The sequence below is a fragment of the Clostridium nitrophenolicum genome, from assembly GCF_055391695.1.
In genome coordinates this window covers 3,974,299-3,991,996 of the sequence record NZ_AP042469.1, presented here as the reverse complement: position 1 = coordinate 3,991,996, position 17,698 = coordinate 3,974,299, and the positions used below count along the sequence as shown (strand labels likewise).

Genomic DNA, 17,698 nt, shown 5'->3' with positions numbered 1-17,698 from the left:
TATCTCCTCCAAATTTAATCTTTAGCAGTTAAATTATTAATCCATTTTTTCGATATAACTCTTGGTATACAAAACATAAGCTTTACTACTTCTTCTAGGTATACCAAAACATAAACAAAGTGAATTGGCAGTTTAAGAACTAATCCACCGAGAAAGGCAAGGGGTACACCTATAAGCCAAACACCAGCAGTATCTAAAATTAAGGAAAATTTAGTATCTCCACCACTTCTAAAAATGCCAATTACACTGACATAATTAATGACTTTTGCAATTAAGAATATGGAGAATACCATTAAAATATTATGAGAATAATTATATACCGTTGGTGACACTTTATATACCGAAAGAGTCCATCCAGAAGTAAAAAATACTATTAAACCAGCTAAAATTGCAAGGATAGGACATAGTACTATAAATCTTTTAGCTAATAGATAAGCCTCATCTTTATTACCTTCACCTATTTTATTTCCTATCATAACAGCACAGGCATTTCCTAGTCCCATAAATATTACCCAAGTGATTCTCTCAATGGTAGCTGAGATATTAGTTGAAGCTATTACTTCAGTACCCATTCTTGCATAAACAATGGCATACATACTAACTCCCAGTGACCACATAGATTCATTTAAAATTACGGGAGCAGTGATTTTAAAGAAGTTCTTTACAAAATCAATAGATAAGTCTAACATTTCTCTAACTTTAGCAGCTATAATTAGTTTTTGAGAGTATACAACAGTAATCATAAGTATCATTTCAATAGTTCTAGCAATAAGAGTAGCTATGGCTGACCCATTAGTTCCTAGCTTAGGCATACCAAAGTAACCATAAACAAGTAAATAATTAAGTATTGTATTTATTGCCAGTGCAATAACACTTATTATCATAGGAATTTTAACTTGTCCTATGCTTCTTAAAGTAAAGGAGTAAGAAAAAGTAATAGCAGTAATAACATAGCTAAAGACTATTATTCTTAAATACTCACTTCCTATTGATATAACTACTTTATCTGTTGAAAAAATGCTCATAATTTGACTATTAAAGAAAAAGCCTACTATAAAAAATATAAATGCAGCAGTTCCACTGGTTAAGATGGAAATACCTAATATTCTTTTAATATTTGGTATATCATTATCACCATAATATTGAGCAGTAAATATAGAACTACCACTAACTACTCCAAATAAAACTAAATTTAATAAAAAGAAGTATTGATTAGCAATGCCTACTCCGGCTATGGCATACTCTCCAAGACCACCTATTATAATTGTATCTACAAGGTTAAGAGAAGAAAGTATTAAATTTTGAAGCGCAATTGGCAATGCAAGTTTAAATAAAGTTTTTAAGAATTTTTTATCATTGAATAAGGATGTTAAACTCATTATGACCTCCATTGGTTAATCCTTTTCAGATTTTTCATTTAACTATTATAGTATAATACAACTAAACTAACAATAGATTAGGTTGTATTATACTAAACTAATCAATATTAACATAACACTACCTAAAATATTTGGCGAAATTGCAAATATTATAATATGTCGTTTAATAGAAAATATTGACTTATAATAAATTTGAAAAAAACAAAAGTAGATGTTATAATATGAAATCAAAGGAAAATAATTACTGTGTAACTAATGTTACTATGTAATACAAAGACTTTTTAAAATGCATATCTTTCAAATCTTATTTAAATCAGAATTTTTTATCAAAAATCTCGAAAATAAAAATTAATTATCTCATTACACTTGGTATTTCTCACTTCAGTAATCTTATAGTATAATTCTAAATTGAACTTTACCAATATTTTATAAAAAAGGTGGGGTTAGTTATGATGAACACTAAAATAATAGGGAGAAATAAAATATTAATTAATTTAGAAGCTTTTAAGAATATAACATTAGCCATTGTATTGATAATAACTGCAGTATGTATAAGTTTTAAGAATTATTTACTATTTCATACTCTTATTGAGATTGCCAGTGTTACTTCTGCCTTTATCATATCTATAATTGCTATAAATACATATAAGATATCATATAACAGTTATTTTACTTTTTTAGGAGTAGCATTTGCATTTGTTGGGGGCTTTAATTTATTACATGCATTGGCATATAAAGGCATGGGAATATTTCAAGAGGATACATCAAATTTAGCAACACAGTTGTGGATTGTTACAAAGTTTATAGAAAGTATATCTATATTAGTGTCATTTAATCTATTAGAAAAAAAATTAAAAGAAAAAACTATATTATTAATTTATTTAATAGTATCCGTACTTTTATTAATGTCAATATTTTTATGGGGTGTATTTCCTGTATGTTATGTAGAGGGCAGCGGATTAACTCTATTTAAAAAAATAAGCGAATATATCATAGTAGGCATTTTAATCCTTTCAATTGTTGCTTTAATCAAAAAAAATAAGATGTTTCATAGAAGTGTATATATTTATATGATATTTTCCTTGGCAATAATGATTATCTCAGAAATAAGCTTTACACTATATTTAAATGTATTTGGGATATTTAATATGGTTGGACATATTTTACATGCAGTATCTTTTTATCTTATGTATAAGGCAATTAGTGGGACAAGTCTTCAGCGTCCATATAATCTTTTATTCTATGAGTTAACTCAAACCAATAATGAATTAAAGCTAAAGGCTCAGGAATTAGAAAAGTCTAATGAAAAACTAAAAGCAGAAATAAGAGAGCGTAAAATTACAGAAAATAAACTTATAGCAAGTGAAAAAAGATATAAGAATCTTGTAGAAACCTTACCTGATGCCATATTTGTTCATGTAGACGGAAAAATAATACTTGTAAATGATGAAGCAAAAAAACTTTTGGGGGCACTAGATTCTAATGATATCATAGGTAAAATGATATCGGATTTTGTACACAAGGACTATCATGAATTGCTCTATAGCAGATTAGACAAGCTAAAAGAGGATTCTAGTATGGTGCCAATAGTCGAAGAAAAATTTATTAAATTTAATGGACAAGCTGTAGATGTTGAAATTACAAGTACATCTTCTATAAGAGGAGGAAAAAATGTTGTCGTTAGTGTTGTAAGAGATATAACTGAACGCAAATTATTAAATGAAGCAATAGAGTATGATAAATTGAAAAGTGAGTTTTTTGCAAATATATCACATGAATTTAGAACTCCTTTAAATGTTATACATACAACACTTCAATTTATGGAACTATATGTTGTCAAAAATACATCAGATAAAGTAAGAGAAACACTAGAAAAAAATACTAAAGCAATAAAACAAAATTGTTATAGATTAATTAGATTACTTGGCAATCTGCTTGATATCACAAAGATGGACTCAGGGTTTTTTAAATTGAGGCTTAATAACCATAACATTGTAAATGTTGTTGAAGAAATAACTTTATCTGTTGCCCAATATATAGAAACTAAAAGAGTTAAATTAATATTTGACACAGATGTAGAGGAAAAAATAATGGCCTGTGATGCAGAAAAAATGGAAAGAATTATGCTCAATCTTCTTTCAAATGCAGTTAAGTTTACAAATCCAGGAGATGAAATATTAGTGACGGTAGAAGATAAAGGAGAAAGTGTTATTATATCAGTTAAGGATACAGGAATTGGAATACCTGAGCATAAGCTTCAATTTATATTTGATAGACTTAGACAAGTGGACAAGTCATTGACAAGAAACAATGAGGGAAGTGGTATAGGTCTTTCTATTGTAAAAGCTCTTGTTAATATGCACGGTGGAAAAATTACTGTAAATAGTGAATATGGAGAAGGAAGCGAGTTTAAGATGGAGTTTCCGGTAAGAATATTGACTGTTGAAGATGATGTCCTTGAAGTTGTAGCAGATAGAAACAGTATAGATCAATTAAGCATAGAATTCTCTGATATATATTTTGATAATTAAATTGTTCAGGATATAGTATTATTTTCTTTCAGATGCCTTAGCTAAAAATAAAGGATATTTTTCATAACTGCAGAATATAGAACATATCTTATATATTTGCCTATTTTCTGATTGCAGTTAATGTTAGCTGCAATTAGAAAATGAAGGAGGAGAAAATGAACAAAAGTAAAATAATAATGCCAATAGTGTTAACGCTTTTAATGACAGGACTATTGGGAAGCAGCGTAAATGCAGAAACTACAATGAAAAGATTAGCTGGACAAACTCGCTATGATACTTGTCAAGAAATTTCAAAGAGTGGTTGGACCACTTCAGAAAATGTTATTATAGCAAATGGCGAAAATTATCCGGATGCATTAGGAGCAGCAGCTTTATCTCGTAAGTATAATGCACCTATATTGCTAGTTCATGGGAACTCGCTAAAAGACAATCCTATATTAGTAAGTGAGTTAAAGAGACTAAAAGCTAAAAATATAACAATACTAGGTGGAATTGGTGTAGTTTCTCAAAGCATTGAAGATTCATTAAAAAAAAGTGGTTACAATTTGCAGAGGTTAGCTGGAGAAGATAGATATGCGACATCTATTAAAATAGCAGAAAAGCTGGGAAATGTAAGTGAGGTTATCATATCAAATAGTGAAGACTTTGCAGGTTCATTATCGGTAGCCCCGATATCCGGCAAAAATGGCATTCCTATAATATTAGTTTCCAAAGATAAGGTGTCCAGTGTAGTACAAACTTATCTTAAAAAACAAAATATAAAAACTACATATGTATTAGGGGATAAAACAGTAATAACAGAGGAGGTAGCCAGCAAATTTCCTAATAATAAAAGAATATCTGGTAATACACGTTATTCCTTAAATACAAACATTATAGATAATTTTAAATCAAGTATGGATTTTAACACAGTTTATATAACATCTGGAGAAGGTTTTGCAGATGCATTAAGTGGCATAGGCTTAGCAGTTAAAAGTGGTAATCCAATAATATTTGCCAGCAATTCTAGTAATAGTAATACGAAACAGCTGTTAACTGGAAAATCTATTAATAATAATATAATATTAGGTGGAGAAGGTGTACTACCTATAAAAGTAGTTAATAGTTTGCTTCAGCAATCACAAGGAGTTAATGATGATAAAAATAAGCCTATTTCTATAGCAGATAGACGAGAATTTCTTATTGGTAATGATGAAAAAAATGGAGATTTTGCTAAAGTAGACGGCAACTGGCAATATACCAGTAAAGAGGCAAAACAAAACAATACAGAAGTTATCACTGTTAAGGTATGGAATTACGTAGATAACAATGATAGAAGCAAGGGGAAGCGTACTGTAACTAAAAACATTCAAGTTAATAAAAAAATATCAGAGGATGTAAAACAAATTTTTGATGAAATATATAATCTTCCAGAACAATTTCCAATTAAGGATGTCGGTGGATTTAGGGACAAGGACTCCTGTGTTAATCATCCCGCTGGTGCTGCCATTGATATAAATCCAGATGAAAATTATTTCATTCAATTAGGAAAAGATGGGACAGTAAAGCAACAAGTAGGGAAGTATTATAATCCTTACAAAGATCCATATTCAATTACACCAGAGGTTGTTAAAGTGTTTCAGAAATATGGCTGGGACTGGGGAGGCAATTTCCCAAACTCAAAAGATTATATGCACTTTAGCTACTTAGGAGGTTAAGCAACTAAAAGTATAGAGTTACTAGGCGGTCAGTCGACTTATACGCCGGTATATGTTTCCAAGCTTCAGCACGTTAAAAACTTTTAGCCAGTCTAAAGCTTGTGCTTCAAGACAACCTAAGAACTTTCGAGAACTCGCTCCGCTCAAACAACTCTAAAGTTCTAAGGTTCTCTTAAAACCCTTCACTAAGACTGGCACAAAATTTTTAAATCTACTTCAGCTTTGGAAACATATCCCTCTGTATAAGTCAACTTTCTAGTTAGTTTCTCTATCACTCTTCACTCTAAATTCTTAACTCTCAACTAAAAAGTATTTATCTTAAATTTAAATATTACCAATATATCTTAATCTATAAGTTAACCTTGGATTCAGAAAACATATATTAGAGATTTGATGTTAAATACTTTCTTAAAAGAGAGTATTTTGCTAGTTCACTTTTTCTAAATTTAATGGTAGACAAAATAGATCTGATTCAATTTTTTTAATTATGCTATCAATATCATTTCGAAAGTCATTTTCTATAATTAGGTCAGCCTTTTCAATTACTTCACTTGCGGATTTTTTAATGACGCCAATCTTTGTGTTATTTAACATTATAAAGCTTCCAGGCAGAACGACCTTGCGAAGACTATTGGATTCACAAATTATTAAGGTGTCCGGAGGAACCGTTGACATAAAAAATTTAATAGCATCATAAATATCACTACGTAAGGATTTAAGCCAAAATACTTTTTCCGCACCTGCGGCTAACAGTAGGGAAGTATCCTTGTTGGCATTTTTATTAGTTTCTTCTATGAGTTCAAAGTTTCCACTTATATGAGAACAAGCACCACAGCCTTCTCCACCTCTTTGACATTTTCCGTTTTTTTCTTGAAGTGAAGTTATTTTTAGTGCAATAATAGAAGATTTATTTTTCCATCTATTAATCATTTCAACAGCTAGTGTAGTTTTACCGCTATTACGGCCTGATGAGCCAATTAAAATCATTTGAGGAATACTCAATAATTTACTTTCCATATAAAATCACATCCTTGTAATTTTTATTGTATAATAACGTCTATAATATATCAAGGACTAGCCTATTTTCCATATAGATATCCAACCTGAGTGTTTGACTTATTAGCGGTATTCATAGGGGTACCTCTTCTGTACTGTTAATAATTTTAGTTATCTCTAGGGCTTGCTGCTAAGAACCTCAACAATCTTAAATAAACTCGCTATACTCAGACAGTATTTAAGATTGTAGATGTTCTAAATCAGCTTCGCCAAGAGCTAACATAAAATCATTAAATGTACTACCAGATGTACCCCTATGAATACCTTGGTTAAGTCAATTATCGAAGTTGGATATCTATAGAGTTAACTTAAGAATATTCAAAGTCTTATACCAGGATATGAACAACTTTGATACAGAATTATTTATGAATTTGAGAGAATATAGATAATAAGGGTAATATATTTATATATTAAATATGGAGGGATAAGCTAATGAATAGGTTAACAGTTTTAGAAATAAAGTTTGATTTTAATGGAAGCTCAAATGTTATTTATCCAGTTATATTAAGTGATGAAAAGGAAGTTGTTTTAATTGATTGTGGATATCCTAAATTTTTGCCTTTAATAAAAGCTGATGCTGAAGCAAATGGGATTGATATTAGTAAATTAACGAAAATAATTATAACACATCATGATTTTGATCATATGGGAGCTTTAGCAGAATTTAAAAGAGAGTATCCACACATTAAGGTTCTATCATCAATTGATGACGAGAAATATATTAGCGGTAAAGAAAAGTCTTTAAGATTACAGCAAGCGGAAGCAATATATGACAATCTTCCTGAAGATCAAAAGGAAAATGCAAAACAATTTCAACAGTTTATTGAATCAATAGAGAATGTTCAGGTGGATGTATGTCTAAGAGATAAAGATTCATTTTCTTGGTGTGGAGGAGTAGAAATAGTTGCTACTCCGGGACATATGCCAGGACATATTTCAATTTATATAAAAGACAGTAAAACGTTGATTTCCGGAGATGCATTAGTAATAGAAGATGATAAACTGACTATTGCAAATCCACAATACACTTTAGATATTGCCCAGGCAAAGAATTCTATAAAGAAGTTATTAAACTATGAAATAGATAGAATTATATGCTATCATGGTGGAATATACACGAAAGATATTAAGGGGTCACTAGAAAGAATTGTTTAAAAAATGTAGGAATTAATTAAAGATAGCTAATGATAAGAATATTAATATAGATTAAAGTAAGCCAATAGGACTTAATACTAGGTCTCCTATTGGCTTGTTATTTTAAAACATAGTAAAAATCAAGCTAATCTTTCTAGACAACTTTTTGTCTCTTTAATGAAAGACAAAGAAGCTGGAGATGCAGTTTTGTAGGATTTTATCAAAATGCCCACAGTTCTAGAAAGTCTAGGTAATAGCCTAATTGCATTTAATGGTAAGGATTTAAAATCTAAAAGTATTTCTGGCATTATTGATATTCCTAATCCTCTACCGACCATAGCTAAAATGGTATTGTTATCCTCAAGCTCAAATTTTGTATTTGGACTCACCTTATTTTCCTTAAAGAGTTGTTTCAATTGTATGTCACAGCCGGACTTTGGCATTATAAAAGATTGAGACTCCATTTCATTAACAGATATTTCTTCTTTTAAACTGAATGGATGATCTTCGCTTACAATAACTACCATGTTATCCTGAAATAATGGAATGAAATCTAAGCTTTCAGGTGAAATAGCGGAAAAACCTAAATCTATAACTCCAGTGGAAACCCAGTTTTCAATTTCATTATAACTTCCTTCAAAGATTTGTAGGTCTATTTTAGGATATTTTTTTTGATAACTCAAAATTATATCCGGTAATATTTTGGCAGATATGCTTGGAAAACACCCTATTTTTAGTGTTCCTGACTCAATTCCAAGTATAGCTGCCGCTTCTTGCTTTAGCAGCTCAGCTTTATTTAGAATATCTAGAGCATGTTGAAATATTTTTTGTCCTTCGTTAGTGATACTAACACCAGTACGATTCCGATATAAAAGTGTAAAACCTAGCTCAATTTCAAGTGCGGATATAATATGACTAATCGCTGATTGTGTAAGTGCTAGAAGCTCTCCAGCCTTTGTAAAACTTCCAGTTTCAACAACCTTAACAAAAACTTCAAATTGTTGTAGTGTCATTAAAAAACCTTCTTTCATGAAAAATATTCATATTATATATTATAAACATTAATTTTACTAATTTAAATACCTATAATATAATTAGCCATAAGGTAATAAATAAGAGAGGAGTTTGATTACTTTGAAGAATAAAGAGATTTTTACAGATAAAAAATTTGTTACTATTATCGCAACATTATGCTGTCTACTATGGGGAAGTGCATATCCTGCAGTAAAAAGCGGATATATATTATTTAATATTTCTACTGGTGATATCCCATCAAAAATTGTATTTGCAGGCTATAGGTTTGCTGCAGCAGGAATAATTTTACTTATCATTGCACAAAAGTATGGGAAAAATGTATTTAAACTTTCAAAGAAAAACATATCAAATTTATTATTTTTAGGTACTGTTCAAACAACATTGCAATATATATTCTTTTATATTGGGATTGCTAATACCACCGGCGTTAAAAGCTCTATAATGAATTCTACTGTTACATTTTTTAGTGTTATTTTAGCTCATTATATATACATAAATGATAAGTTAAATATGCAAAAAATAGTTGGGTGTATTGCAGGGTTTATAGGAGTTATGATAGTAAATTTCAGTAATGATTTATTGAGTTTCTCTTTTAGTTTTTGGGGAGAAGGCTTTCTAGTAATTGCGGCATTCATTTTTTCAGTAGGAGCTATTTATGGAAAAAAACTTACTAAGAGTATGGATGTAATGGTAGTAACAGGATACAGTCTTTCTATAGGAGGCATACTATTAATTTTAGTTGGTACTCTTTGTGGTGGAAGGGTTCATCACTTTACAATGGCTTCCTCATTATTATTAATTTATCTGGCTTTATTATCCTCTGCGGCATTTTCATTATGGAATCTACTTTTAAAATATAATAAGGTAGGCCCAGTATCGATTTTCAATTTTTTAACTCCAATTTTCGGTGCAATACTTTCAGCAGTCTTTTTAGGAGAGAATATTCTTGAGAATAAAAACATTATTGCTCTTATACTAGTATGTTTAGGTATATGGATGGTTAATACGGAAAAGATTATTAGTTATGAAAATGCAGTTAAATCTTAATAAAGTATTGAATTTTATTACATTTATTGCAATAGGTCAAAAATAGCTGTTTCAAAAGGTAATTTAATCCCTTTTGAAACAGCTCAACTAATCTATAAAAACTATTATTTTATCCTAGTATTTGCTTTAAGTCATTATCTGGAGTACTAATTGGCTTAATATCAAAATTGTCAACTAGGAACTGTAATACATTAGGGGTTAAGAAAGCCGGTAAGCTTGGTCCAAGGTAAATTCCCTTTACCCCTAAGGAAAGTAATGCTAATAAATCGGCTACAGCTTTTTGCTCATACCAAGAAATTATTAGTGATAATGGTAGATCATTAATTCCACAGTTAAATGCATCTGCTAAAGCTAAAGCTATTCTAACTGCTGAGTATGCATCGTTACATTGGCCAACATCTAATAATCTTGGAAGCCCTGTTACTTCACCAAACTCCAATTTGTTGAAACGATATTTTCCACAAGCTAAAGTAAGAATAATACAATCTTTAGGAACCTTCTCAGCAAATTCTGTGTAATAATTTCTTCCAGGTTTTGCGCCATCGCATCCTCCTATTAAGAAGAAACGTTTAACTTTTCCCTCTTTAACTGCATTTATTATTGCATCAGCATGACTTAAAGTTGCTTTGTGACCAAAGCCTACTAAAATTTCTTTTACTTCTTCATCTCTTTCAAAGCCGCCTAGTTCTAGCGCTTTATTTATTATTTCAGAGAAATCCTTATAACCGCTTTCATCTTTTGTTATATGTTTTATACCATCAAAGCCAACAACGCTTGTTGAAAAAATTCTATCTTTATAAGAATCTCTTGGCTTCATTAAACAATTTGTTGTCATTAAAATGCAACCTGGTATACCATCAAATTCTTTCTGTTGATTTTGCCATGCGCTTCCGAAGTTACCTACTAAATGAGGATATTTATTCAATTCAGGATATCCATGTGAAGGTAACATTTCACCATGAGTATAAATATTTATACCTTTACCCTCAGTTTGTTCAAGCAGCATTTGCAAATCTCTTAAGTCATGTCCAGAAACTATGATAAATGGTCCTTTTTTAATATTTACATTAACTTTCTTAGGGGAAGGAGAGTTGTATTTTTCATTATTAGCTTTATCAAGTACTTCCATAATCTTAACGCTCATTTCGCCAGTTTTCATTAGCCACTTGATTAAATCTTCAAGAGTTAAACTATCGTCAGTTAGTGATGCTAGAGCTTTAAAGTAAAACTCATCTACTTCATTGCTGCTGTATTTTATAAATCTTGCTTGATGAGCATAAGCAGCAATTCCTTTCAATCCATATTTTATAGTTTCTCTAACAGAACGAATATCCTCATTTAAATCTTGATTATACATAACACCAGCTTTTTTAGCGTCCTCAAGAATTTCTTCTTTTGAATTACTTAAGTTGTATAGTGCTTCAGGAGTATTTAATGATTCTTGTCCAACTTTTTGTCGTAGTTCTTCTTTAATTTTTTGAGATTTTTTAAGCATATTAATATGAGCTTCAGGGTCAAAATTTACATTAGTTAAAGTCATGAACAATGCATCTTCAACAAAAGAAACTATTGATTTATCAATTTTTTCTCCTTTTTCTAGAAGTTTGACAGCATAACAGCTAGTCCCTTTTAATTGATAAATTAATAAATCCTGCATTGCTGCAATTTCTGGTGTTTTTGTGCATACACCTACTTTAGTACATCCTTTACCACCTGCAGTTTGTTCACATTGATAACAAAACATTTGTTCAGCCATATTTAACCCTCCTTAAAAAAGTAATATGTTTTAATAACATTTTACACTACTTTTATGTAAAAATACAACAAAAAATAAGAATAATGTGATAATTCTGAAAAAAGAATATATTTATAGAAAAATTTGTCCTATTTTAAGAATAGTTAAATTTCAAATATTAGTCTCGTCAATATAATTACATTATTGCTTTATATAATTTTTTAACATATCTATAAATACTAGTGTACTCTTTGAGGGAATTATCCCCTTTTGCAAAATATATGAAAAGTTACGAGTATATTCTTGACTAGTTTTCAAAATAGAAATTTCTGTATTTCTCAAGGAGTTTTCTGTAACAAGAGAAGATATAAATGTAATACCTAAGTTATTTTTAACTGCTTCTTTTACAGAATAATTGCTCCCAAATACAATAATATTTTTAGCATTAATATTATTAGATGACAGAAAAAGGTTTAAATACTCCCTAGTTCCAGAGCCCTCCTCTCTACTAATCCATGTTTGATTTTCTAATTCTTCAATAGAAAATTCTCTATTGACAAGATAATGATTATAAGGAACAGCTAACACCATTTTATCATTATAGAAATGATTGATTACAAAATTTGATGATGGAACTGTACCTTCAATCAATGCTAAATCAACTTGAAAATTTTTAACTTTTTCACAAATATTATAGGTATTTTCAATTGTAACTTCCAACTCTAAATTGGGATATTTTTTAGCAAATTCCCCTAAGAAAGCTGGTAAAAAATATTCACCTATAGTAAAACTAGCTCCTATATGTAACCGACCTTGTACAGTATTCTCATAATCTGCTAACTCATCTTTTGTATCCTCTAATAACTTAATGATTTGCTTCGAACGTTCATAAAGTAAATTTCCAGCTTGAGTTATATATATTTTTTTTTGCTTAACCGAGCGCTGTATCAATATTGTATTAAAGTATTCTTCAAGATGTCTAATATGTAAGCTTACACTAGGCTGAGATAAATTAATAGCTTCAGCAGCTTTAGTAAAGTTCTTATATTCTACAACTGCTATAAATGTTTTAATCTCCTCTAGCACAAAATATCATCCTTTCTCTACAACCATTAATTTTATTAATGATTATCATGATATATATATATTTTACTTATGGTTATATATCTATTATACTCAAACATGTAAAAAAAATCATTTCATATAAAACTTATTTTGAAAGGGTGATATCAAATGTTATTGACTTCGCTTAGAATTCATGAAAATATTGTAAAAAAGCTAAATAAAGTCGTCAAAATTTTACCTGGTCTTATTATATGCATAATTATTGCCTTTATAGGGAAGTTTATAGGGAATTATATGCCTAGTATCGGTGGTGCATCTATGGCGATATTTATAGGTATGGCAGTTGGAAATACCTTTGGAAATAAAAAAGTATATGCTACAGGGTCCAAATTTGCTGAAAGTAACTTATTATCCTACTCCATAGTTTTGCTTGGTGGAACATTAAGTGCTCAAACTATACTGAAATTAGGAGGTTCAGGAGTAACCTTTATAGTATTACAAATGCTTATAACAATTACCTTCGCAATGCTGATAGGGAAAAAACTCGGTTTTTCTGAAAACTTTCGCTTTTTAATGGCAAGTGGTAATGCGGTATGTGGTTCTTCTGCTATTGCTGCTACTGCTCCCGTTATAGGTGCAGATGACAGTGAAAAAGGAATTGCTATAACAACAGTAAATGTTACTGGTACTGTCTTAATGCTTTTACTTCCATTAATTTCCAAAACAATATTTTCAACAGAAGTAATAAAAACTTCTGCTTTTATAGGAGGTATACTTCAATCTGTAGGTCAAGTTGTTGCTAGTGGTAGCTTAGTAAATGAGCAGGTAAAGGACTTATCGACTATATTTAAAATAGTTCGTATAATTTTTTTGGTTTTTGTTGTACTAAGCTTTGGAACAATGAAGAAAAATCATTCTCAATCAAATTGTAAAAAATCTAATTCTAAGGTAAAGATACCTTGGTATGTATTAGGATTCTTTATTATGTGCTTCTTATTTACAATTGGTATGTTTTCACCACAGATTTCTAAAACCTTTAAATTGATAAGCAACAATTTTGAAATAATTGCTCTTGCAGGTATAGGGATGAGAGTAAACTTCAGAGAACTTATAGATCAAGGAATTAAAATTTCAATTTATGCATTAGGAGTTGCTGCAGTTCAGATTTTATCTGCTATTACACTTATAACAATTCTTCTGTAATTGAGTTAAAGCCATACTTAATTTATAATAATGTATATAATTACATTACAGAGGTGCCGAAGATGAATAAAACAATTGGAATATTAGCGCATGTAGATGCTGGTAAAACTACTTTTGCAGAACAAATACTATATCATACAAAAAGTATAAGAAACAGAGGAAGAGTTGATCATAAAGATTCTTTTTTAGATAGTCATAATATAGAAAAGGAAAGAGGAATTACGGTATTTTCCGATCAGGGGCTTTTTGAATATAATTCTTCAACTTACTATTTGGTGGATACCCCTGGACATGTGGATTTTTCGACAGAAATGGAGAGGGCTATTCAAATAATGGATTATGCTATTGTCATAATAAGTGGAGTTGAAGGAATACAGGGGCAAACAGAAATAGTGTGGCAGCTCCTTAGAAAACATAATATTCCTACATTTTTCTTCATTAATAAAACTGATAGAGTAGGTGCAAATATTCAAGAGGTCCTTAAAGAAATTAGACTAAGTTTAACCAAAGATGTTTGTTTTATTACAGATTCCTTTAATGATGGCAAAATGAGCGAAGAACTTATAGAATTTATTGCAGAACATGATGATATACTTTTTGAAAAATATTTAGAAGAGAACTATGAAGATGAATTATGGCTTAATGCTATGAAGAAAATGATTAAAGAAAATAAAATTTTTCCATGCTTAAGTGGTTCAGCTCTTCAGGACATTGGAATAGAAAACTTTTTAGAAAAACTAGATATGCTTACTTTTACAGAATATGATGATAAAGAAGAGTTTAGCGGTTTGGTATACAAAATACGTCATGATGAGCAGGGGACAAGATTAACTTATATAAAGTCCCTAAGTGGTACTTTGAAGGTTAGAGAAGAAATATCTGTAGGAATTAATGATGGTAATACTTATGAGAAAGTCAGTCAGATAAGAGTTTATAATGGAACAAAGTTTAAAACTGTAGATAAAGTCTCAGCGGGAGAGCTTTTTGCGGTTACAAGCTTAGCCAGTGCAGCTATAGGAGACGGAGTTGGGACATTAAAAGAAAAGATAATTTATGAAATGGTTCCAACACTAAAATCAAAGGTTATATTTGATAAAACATTAAATATAAAAGATGTTTTAGGTTATTTTAAGCTTTTAGAAGCAGAAGATCCTGCTTTAAATATAATTTGGGATGAAAGATTAAAGGAAATACAAGTTCATATCATGGGAACTATCCAGCTGGAGGTTTTAAAACAGCTGATGGAAGAGAGATTTAGCTTATGTGTAGATTTTGGCCCTTGTGAAATTCTCTATAAGGAGACTATTTTAAGAGAAACGAAGGGTTATGGCCATTTTGAACCTTTAGGACATTATTCAGAAGTTCATCTTAAATTAGAACCGGGGGAAAGAAACAGTGGAATTACATTTGAGAATATATGTCATGTTGATAATTTAACCATTGGCAATCAGAATCTAATTCGTACACATATCTATGAAAGAGAGCATCATGGCATACTAACAGGCTCTCCCGTAACGGATTTAAAGATTACTTTATTAACAGGAAGAGCACACAACAAACATACTAGTGGAGGAGATTTTAGGGAAGCAACCTTCAGAGCATTAAGACAAGGGCTAGAAAATGCAAAAAATATATTATTGGAACCTTATTATCGCTTTAAAATGGAAGTGGATATAGACCAAATGGGAAGAGTGCTTTCTGATATACAAAAGCTAAATGGTTCTTTTGAAACTCCAGAAACTTATCATAATAAAGCTATTATAACAGGAAGAGGGCCTGTAGCAACTTTTATGGATTATGGTATGGATTTTACATCATTAACAAAAGGTAAGGGGAAAATTAATTTTATTTTTGATAGATATGATATTTGTCATAATAATGAAGAAGAGATAATTGAAAAAATAGGCTATGATAAGAATGCAGATATTGACTATACATCCAGTTCAATATTTTGTTCAAAGGGGCAAACGTTTTTGGTAACAGGAGAGGAAGCAGAAAGGTATATGCATTGTTTGAAGTAGATTTTAGTTTGTAGGAAATCATTTAAAATTGCATTAATTCATAATTGTAAAATATGACGATGTAACTATAATTCAAAAATTAATATTAGAAACGGTGATTTGCATCACACGAAATAGATCATTTTACCAGAGTTTTCAAAGAATGAAAAATTTCTTGACATTAGTACGGTGACGAACTATACTTGTATTAATAATTAATTTACAGAAGTGAGTGTATTATTTGTGATGAATAAATATTTAGCTATATCTAAGATTTCAGAAATAAGAAAAGAAGTTTTCGGCTATATAGAAGATGAACTAAAAAAACGTGACATTGAGGGTCTTGTGGTATCCCATGGTAATATATTAGATATACTCTATGATAATAATGGAAAATTAACTATGAAAGAAATAAGTGAAGGAATTAATCGTTCAAAGTCTACAGTTACTCAACTAGTGGATAAGTTATTAAAAGCTGGATATGTTACTAAGGAATCAGATTTAGAAGATAAGAGATACTCTTACATTGTATTAACTGACAAAGGTTTAAGTATAAAAAGGCACTTTAGAGAGATTTCAGAAAATGTAATTAAAGAGTTCTTTAAAGGTTTTACTGAAGAAGAATCTGAAACGTTACTTTCGTTATTAGATCGGGTAATATATAATTTTACCCGATAATTTTTACAATATTGGTTCGGTATCGAACTATTGAAAGGAGGAATATAAAATTATATAAATTAATTGTTGGATTTTTAAATTATAAAATAGAAAAGATACATTTTTGGAGGTATTAAAATGAATGAGACTATAGGAATAATAGAAAGTCTTAAAACTGTTAGAAGTTTTTCTGATAGGAATATATCAAAGGAGGATTTATCCATTATATTAAAATCATGTGTTAATGCAGCTACAGCATCAGCTAGACAAACATATTCAATTATAGTTGTAGATGATAAAGAAGTGATGAAAAAGATAGGATATGTTGGTAACATAATGCTTGTATTTAGTGTTGATTTTAATAGAGTAATTGACACAGCTGAATATTTAGGATTTCAGTATAAACATGGAATACCTGTTGTAGATTTTATAACTGGTAGTACTGATACAATTCTTGCTGCGCAAACCGCTGCTATCACTGCGAAATCGCTAGGAATCGATTCATTCTTCAGTAATTGCGTGCACAGAGGGAATATTAGTAGAATATATGATCTTTTAAATTTGCCTAAAAGATATTGTTTTCCCCTGATTGCGTTGATACTTGGTTATTCAGATGAAAAAAAATCAAAATTGACAAAGAAAGGACGATTAAATGGGCCAGGGGTTATACATTTTAATAAATACCATGCATTAGATAAAAAAGAATTAGAAAATATAGTTTTAGAATATGATAGTCAAGATAGACACTTTTTATCATTAATTGATAATTGGAGAGAAAAAGGATACAGGCATTATTTGGACTATTTTTATGAAAATTGGTGTAGCTGTTCTAGGGTAGATGAAAAAAATGATAGTCAGATAAAAACTAATAATCAATATAATCAGGTAGAAAAAATGTTGATTAAAACCAGTTTTTTAGCAGATAGACTAGATTCTATTTAGAGAGATGATTTTTGTATACACCAATTTTATAATATATACGACATAAGTATAGAGATTTTTTATTACTTATATTTTTTCATAATAGGAAAAATTAATACGAAATATTCTTATTATATTCAACAATTATCAATAAAATGAGAATAAACCACATCATGAAACTTATATCCATGATGTGGTTTATTTTTTAAATGAGCAATGGGCCAGCTTTATAATGTTA

The 17,698-nt window shown here is 29.9% G+C and carries 13 protein-coding genes; 8 read left to right on the top strand and 5 right to left on the bottom strand.

Annotation, left to right across the window (positions count from 1 at the left end; genetic code table 11):
• Window positions 1-14: 14 nt before the first annotated feature.
• Window positions 15-1,379 (bottom strand): MATE family efflux transporter, encoded by a 1,365-nt coding sequence (locus ACZ5N4_RS18860; protein WP_464204055.1) that lies wholly within the window; start codon window positions 1,377-1,379, stop codon window positions 15-17.
• A 449-nt stretch (window positions 1,380-1,828) separates the two neighbouring features.
• On the opposite strand from ACZ5N4_RS18860, the gene ACZ5N4_RS18855 reads away from it, so the two are divergent.
• Window positions 1,829-3,910: an MASE3 domain-containing sensor histidine kinase gene (locus ACZ5N4_RS18855; RefSeq protein WP_464204054.1), complete on the top strand. Its 2,082-nt coding sequence runs from the start codon at window positions 1,829-1,831 to the stop codon at window positions 3,908-3,910.
• A gap of 155 nt (window positions 3,911-4,065) precedes the next feature.
• A complete protein-coding gene (locus tag ACZ5N4_RS18850) occupies window positions 4,066-5,607 on the top strand; it encodes a cell wall-binding repeat-containing protein (protein WP_464204053.1) in 1,542 nt (513 codons plus the stop codon).
• Window positions 5,608-6,033: 426 nt separating this feature from the next.
• Here ACZ5N4_RS18850 and ACZ5N4_RS18845 read toward each other — a convergent pair whose 3' ends face one another.
• Window positions 6,034-6,624, bottom strand: a complete 591-nt coding sequence (locus tag ACZ5N4_RS18845; RefSeq protein WP_464204052.1) for a hypothetical protein — start codon at window positions 6,622-6,624, stop codon at window positions 6,034-6,036.
• Between the two features lie 471 nt (window positions 6,625-7,095).
• Between ACZ5N4_RS18845 and ACZ5N4_RS18840 the strand changes: the two genes are divergently transcribed.
• The gene (locus ACZ5N4_RS18840; protein ID WP_464204051.1) at window positions 7,096-7,818 is read left to right on the top strand and encodes an MBL fold metallo-hydrolase; all 723 of its coding nucleotides are present in this window, start codon (window positions 7,096-7,098) and stop codon (window positions 7,816-7,818) included.
• A 119-nt stretch (window positions 7,819-7,937) separates the two neighbouring features.
• On the opposite strand, the gene ACZ5N4_RS18835 is transcribed toward ACZ5N4_RS18840, so the two are convergent.
• Entirely contained in the window at window positions 7,938-8,810 is an 873-nt protein-coding gene (locus ACZ5N4_RS18835) for a LysR family transcriptional regulator (RefSeq protein ID WP_464204050.1), read from the bottom strand.
• 121 nt (window positions 8,811-8,931) lie between these two features.
• Between ACZ5N4_RS18835 and ACZ5N4_RS18830 the strand changes: the two genes are divergently transcribed.
• Window positions 8,932-9,879: a DMT family transporter gene (locus tag ACZ5N4_RS18830; RefSeq protein WP_464204049.1), complete on the top strand. Its 948-nt coding sequence runs from the start codon at window positions 8,932-8,934 to the stop codon at window positions 9,877-9,879.
• Window positions 9,880-9,988: 109 nt separating this feature from the next.
• Here the strand turns inward: ACZ5N4_RS18830 and hcp are convergent, their stop codons facing one another.
• Window positions 9,989-11,635, bottom strand: coding sequence for a hydroxylamine reductase (gene hcp, locus ACZ5N4_RS18825; protein ID WP_464204048.1), 1,647 nt, complete (start codon window positions 11,633-11,635; stop codon window positions 9,989-9,991).
• Window positions 11,636-11,815: 180 nt separating this feature from the next.
• Entirely contained in the window at window positions 11,816-12,700 is an 885-nt protein-coding gene (locus ACZ5N4_RS18820) for a LysR substrate-binding domain-containing protein (RefSeq protein WP_464204047.1), read from the bottom strand.
• A gap of 147 nt (window positions 12,701-12,847) precedes the next feature.
• Here ACZ5N4_RS18820 and ACZ5N4_RS18815 point away from each other — a divergent pair, with 147 nt between their 5' ends.
• The 4 genes from ACZ5N4_RS18815 to ACZ5N4_RS18800 all read left to right on the top strand — a co-directional run bounded on the left by ACZ5N4_RS18815 (window position 12,848) and on the right by ACZ5N4_RS18800 (window position 17,481).
• On the top strand, window positions 12,848-13,882 hold the full coding sequence (locus tag ACZ5N4_RS18815) for a YeiH family protein (protein WP_464204046.1): 1,035 nt from the start codon (window positions 12,848-12,850) through the stop codon (window positions 13,880-13,882).
• 62 nt (window positions 13,883-13,944) lie between these two features.
• Window positions 13,945-15,903, top strand: coding sequence for a GTP-binding protein (locus tag ACZ5N4_RS18810; protein WP_464204045.1), 1,959 nt, complete (start codon window positions 13,945-13,947; stop codon window positions 15,901-15,903).
• Between the two features lie 225 nt (window positions 15,904-16,128).
• A complete protein-coding gene (locus ACZ5N4_RS18805; protein WP_464211012.1) occupies window positions 16,129-16,560 on the top strand; it encodes a MarR family winged helix-turn-helix transcriptional regulator in 432 nt (143 codons plus the stop codon).
• Window positions 16,561-16,677: 117 nt separating this feature from the next.
• The gene (locus ACZ5N4_RS18800) at window positions 16,678-17,481 is read left to right on the top strand and encodes a nitroreductase family protein (RefSeq protein WP_464204044.1); all 804 of its coding nucleotides are present in this window, start codon (window positions 16,678-16,680) and stop codon (window positions 17,479-17,481) included.
• The last annotated feature ends 217 nt before the right edge of the window (window positions 17,482-17,698 follow it).